This window comes from Gluconacetobacter entanii, assembly GCF_013155425.1.
Classification (GTDB): Bacteria; Pseudomonadota; Alphaproteobacteria; order Acetobacterales; family Acetobacteraceae; genus Novacetimonas; species Novacetimonas entanii.
In genome coordinates this window covers 1-4,614 of sequence record NZ_JABJWD010000053.1, presented here as the reverse complement: position 1 = coordinate 4,614, position 4,614 = coordinate 1, and the positions used below count along the sequence as shown (strand labels likewise).

General features: G+C 64.9%; 5 protein-coding genes and 1 pseudogene. 3 read left to right on the top strand and 3 right to left on the bottom strand.

What is annotated here, in order from left to right; translation table 11 throughout:
* Both HNH97_RS09600 and HNH97_RS09595 read left to right on the top strand, forming a co-directional pair.
* A pseudogene (locus HNH97_RS09600) lies at positions 1 to 369 on the top strand (hypothetical protein); the annotation flags it as partial.
* A gap of 119 nt (positions 370 to 488) precedes the next feature.
* Entirely contained in the window at positions 489 to 848 is a 360-nt protein-coding gene (locus HNH97_RS09595; protein WP_320442935.1) for a hypothetical protein, read from the top strand.
* 208 nt (positions 849 to 1,056) lie between these two features.
* On the opposite strand, the gene hemH is transcribed toward HNH97_RS09595, so the two are convergent.
* The 3 genes from hemH to HNH97_RS09580 form a co-directional block, all read right to left on the bottom strand.
* Entirely contained in the window at positions 1,057 to 2,106 is a 1,050-nt protein-coding gene (gene hemH, locus HNH97_RS09590) for a ferrochelatase (protein ID WP_171790734.1), read from the bottom strand.
* Between the two features lie 287 nt (positions 2,107 to 2,393).
* Positions 2,394 to 2,531 carry a hypothetical protein gene (locus HNH97_RS09585; RefSeq protein ID WP_171790733.1) on the bottom strand — a complete coding sequence of 46 codons (138 nt, stop codon included), beginning with the start codon at positions 2,529 to 2,531 and terminating at the stop codon, positions 2,394 to 2,396.
* Positions 2,532 to 2,631: 100 nt separating this feature from the next.
* Positions 2,632 to 3,708 carry an A/G-specific adenine glycosylase gene (locus HNH97_RS09580; RefSeq protein WP_171790732.1) on the bottom strand — a complete coding sequence of 359 codons (1,077 nt, stop codon included), beginning with the start codon at positions 3,706 to 3,708 and terminating at the stop codon, positions 2,632 to 2,634.
* A gap of 10 nt (positions 3,709 to 3,718) precedes the next feature.
* Here HNH97_RS09580 and HNH97_RS09575 point away from each other — a divergent pair, with 10 nt between their 5' ends.
* Positions 3,719 to 4,276, top strand: coding sequence for a DUF721 domain-containing protein (locus HNH97_RS09575; protein WP_171790731.1), 558 nt, complete (start codon positions 3,719 to 3,721; stop codon positions 4,274 to 4,276).
* Positions 4,277 to 4,614: the final 338 nt, after the last annotated feature.

The following is a 4,614-nucleotide window of genomic DNA, read 5'->3' as shown; positions in this document are numbered from 1 at the left end:
CCGTACGGCTGGGGCTGGGGCTGGGGTGGTTACGGGCTTGGCATGGGTCTGGGCATGGGGGCCGCTGCTGCGGCGGTCGCCGCCAGCCATCAGGCCGCGCCCGGTATCTATAACGGCACCAGCGGGTCCGGACCGGAAGACGACTCCGTCTATGATGCCGAACTGAACAGCCTCTATTCCGAAATGCAGCAGCAACAGCAGCAGCAGTCGGCGCCTGCATCCGCACCGGCCCCCGCCGGGGGTGGGTCGGGACCTGCGCGCGCACTGGTGCCCGGCACCACCACGCCTGCCGCACCCATGCAGCAGACGCATACCTGTCCAAGGGGACAGGTCTATAATGACCTTACGGAAAGCTGTGACCGGCCCTGACGGGGATGATGCATGTCCGAAGGATTGTGTTACTAATGTCTCTGAACAAGAAGCGCCGTAGCGGGGCAGGCCATCCCGTTTCCGGCAGGACCAGTATCGGGCCAGGTATGATGCAGACAATGACGGTACAGAAAATTTCCAGGGTATTCCTGCTGGCGACCACTCTTGTGGGGAGCGCGGTCGCGGTGGCGCATGCGGAACCGGGCGGATGCCTGAAATATGGCGCGGTCGGGGCCGTGGGCGGGCATGTCGCCAACCATCATACGGTTGCGGGCGCGATGGGTGGCTGTGCGGTCGGCATGTACAAGCGCCATGAATACCGCAAGGGCCTGCGCGAGAAGGCGGCCCTGTATGACAAGGAACATCCCGCCGACCCGAAGGAAAGCCTGTGGGAGCGTTATCGCAACCGCAAGACGGACGAGCAGAAAGCCACCCTGTATGATGCGGAACATCCCCCCGCACCGCAGGCCGCGCACTGAGGCCATGGCGGCAACCGGCCCCGCATGCGGGGCCGGTTATCGTAAGGAGGAAGGACGTCCCGGCATGGTCGGGATGCCTTCCTTTTTTTATGTCTGATCGACCGGCCTGCGCCGTATCCTGAAAATCAGAAGTTTCTGGTGAAGCTTTTTCCCAAAAGCTTCAAGGAACGCCGCCTTTTTGGAAAAAGGCGGCACCCGAAAACTTTTATTATTTATCAGTCGCTGTGGTGTGATCCTCGGTCCAGCCCCGCAGTTCGTTGCGCACCAGCGTCTCGAGCATGTCGATCGCGACCGGGGCATTGTTCAGGCACGGGATCAGCGTCAGTTCCTTGCCCCCCGCCTTGAGGAAGCCGGCGCGCACTTCATTGCCGATTTCATCAAGGGTTTCGATACAGTCCGCGACGAAGCCGGGCATGATGACCGCAATCCGCGTCACGCCCTGCGCGGGCAGGGATTCGATATAGGGCGCGGTATAGGGTTCCAGCCATTTCGCCGGGCCAAAGCGCGACTGGTATGTCAGGGGCATCGTGTCCGCGTCATATCCCGTCGCCGTGCGCAGGGCCGCGATCGTGCGTTCGCAGTCGGCGGGATAATGGTCGCCCTTTTCCACATACTGTTTCGGCAGGCCGTGAAAGGAGGCCACGATCTTCTGCGGCGGGGCCTCAAGCGTCGCCAGATGTTCGCGCACGCGCGCCGCAAGGGCGGCGATATAGGCAGGATGGTCGGGAAAGGGCGGCAATGTCCGCGTCGCAGGCTGGTTGCGCAGGCGCATCAGCGCGCGAAAGGCCTGGTCATTGGCCGTGGCGGTCGTCGTCGCGCTGTATTGCGGGTAAAGCGGCGCGATGAGGATACGCTCGCACCCCTGCCGGATCAGGTCATGCAGCGCGTCTGCAGTCGTGGGGGTGCCATAGCGCATGCCCCATGTCACCACGATTCCATCAGGCGCCAGACGGGCCGCCAGCCCTTCGGCCTGATCGCGCGTATAGGTGCGCAGCGGGCTTTCGTCGCGGTCGGTATGCCAGATACGCTGGTATGCCGCCCCTGTCTTGCGCGGGCGGACCGTCAGCACGACCCCGTTGAGGATCGGCTTCCACAGCAGGGGATTCGCCTCGATGATGCGGCGGTCCGACAGGAACTCCCCCAGATAGCGGCGGATGGCCGCATATCCCGTTCCATCAGGGGTTCCAAGGTTGCTCAGAAGGACGCCGATCTTGGGCGTATGGGTCGGTGAATCCCGATGGATGGTTATGAATGTCATGGGACAATCGTGCTACAGCAGGAAACGCCTTTAGGCAAAATCCCCGCTTATGGAATATCGCGTAAAATACAAGGACGGTTTGGGCGCCTGTGATCTGAAATAAGGCGACGCCTTTTGAAGCTTTTAAAAAAAGCTTCACCAAAAACTTTTATAATTTCAGGATGTTATGGGGGCTGTTTTTGAATCGCCTGTCAGGTGGATGCCGCCTTTTCGGATCATGGGCGGCATCCGGAAACCTTTACACTGGCGTCAGGGCGTTATTTCGAAATGGTCTTTCAGCAGGCACGTCAGCGCCGGTTGCGGGCGCGTACACGCACCGGCTGGGCCTGCGGGGCGAGGCCCCGGGCGCGCACAAGGTAAAGTGCTGCGGCAGCGCCCATGGAAAGGGCGAGCATCAACGGTGAAAGAAGCTGGACAACGGTCATGATACGGTCCCTTTCCACATCGCGGTTTTGAAGTGAACCGCGACGGGCACGGCCGCGTCAATGAAAAAAGTGACATCCATTGCCGCCCCGCGCGGCCATTTCATTCCGTGGGAGTGGCCGCCAGCGCAATACACTTGCGCATCAGCGATGCAATCCCCATCTGTTGCAGCTGGTCTTGCGGATGTACCAGGCCGCCGCTGCGGGCGATGCTGTTGGGGAAGCGTTCGATACGCGCGGCATAGACATCGACGATCAGGGTGAAATGGGTAAAGACATGCCGCACCTCGCCCACATGCCGCCATTGTGGCGCGGGCCGTCCCGCCGGGGCATGGCGCAGCCCTTCTTCCATGGACCAGCGCTCCGCCCGCCATTGTGGCCCCGGCAGGCCCAGTGTCCCGCCAAGCAGCCCGGTTTCCGCCCGCCGGTGCAGCAGCAGGCCGCCGCTGGCGTCGGTCAGGTGGAAATGCACGCCATAGCGCGTGGGACGCGGGGCCTTCGGGGTCTTGCGCGGCAGGGTGGCCGCGATTCCCTGCCGCAGGCCCGCGCAGGCGTCGCGCCACGGGCACAGCGCGCAGGCCGGGGTGCGCGGCGTGCAGATCCCCGCGCCAAGGTCGAACAGGGCCTGTGCGAAATCCGACGGGCGGGCATGCGCCAGCGGATCATCATTCAGGTGCGCCGCCTGCCGTGCGATGGCGGGACGCGCGCGGGGCAGGGGGTCGGTCATGGCGAACAGGCGCGTGGTGACACGTTCGACATTGCCGTCAACCGGCACCACGGGACGCCCGAACGCGATCGCGGCAATGGCGGCGGCGGTATAGGGGCCGATCCCGGGCAGCGCGCGCAGGCCGTCAACCGTGTCGGGGAAGCGTCCGCCCAGGTCGCGCGCCACGACCTGCGCACAGGCATGCAGGTTGCGCGCCCGCGCGTAGTAGCCAAGCCCCGCCCATGCCCCCATGACGGTATCCGCATCCGCGCGCGCCAGATCGCCCACGGTCGGGAACAGTTGCGTGAAGCGTTCGAAATAGGGGATGACGGCAGTGACGGTTGTCTGCTGCAGCATGATTTCGCTGAGCCAGACATGATAGGGATCGGCGCCCTGTCCCGGCAGGGCGCGCCATGGCAGGGTGCGGCGATGCCGGTCGTACCAGCGCAACAGTTCGGCAGCAGAAGGTGACACAGGGCCGCTTATGACGAAGGAACCGACACGGGGCAAGCGAAAGAAAGCCGCCACCCCGACCGCGCAGCAGCCTGCCCCCGCCGCCCGGTCCACGGCCGCAGCGCCAAAGGCGGAGGCCCCCAACCGTGCCCGCAGGCTGTGCAGCCTTGGCGCCCTGATGCCCGCCGTGACGCGCCCGACCTTTCGCAGGCAGTCGCCCGCGGCGGTGCAGGTGATGCTGGACTGGGCCGATATCGTGGGGCCTGAACTTGCCCGCGTCACGGTCCCGCGCCGCCTGTCGGGCGGAACGTTGACGGTGGCGTGTGCCGGGCCGGTGGCGACCGAACTCCCGTATCTCGCCCCCGGACTGATCGCGCGGATCAATGGCGTCTGTGGCACGGGCGTCGTCAGCAGGATCAAGCCGCTGCAGGACCTGGCACTACGTCCCGCCCCCCCGCCGCCGCGTCCACGCCCCGTACCCGCGCCGGTGGAAATCGGGGACATGCCGGAGGGACCGCTGCGCGATGCGCTGTCACGGCTGGGGGGATGGATCGGGCAGCGTGGCGCATCGCGCAGGCGTGGGGGGTGATGGCATTGTCGAACCGCGCGCAGGTATTACATAATGATGGCGGACGGCCATGAAACCGTCGCGAAAAGGACGTTTTTCGGGAACATGACAGCGCACGGACCGCCGGGTTGCCCCCGGCCGGCGTGGGCCATGCCCGCAGAAGGGACAATGCATTGCCGCCCGTGCGGGAGGCAATGAAGGAAAGAGGATCTGGGTCGATGCGCAGGATTGCATTCGTGCTGGCTGTGTCGCTTGGACTGGTCAGCGTACTGCCTGCCCCCTCCGCCTATGCCTGGCGTGGTGGCGGTGGCTGGCATGGCGGTGGATGGGGCTGGCGCGGTGGTGGCTGGGGCTGGGGT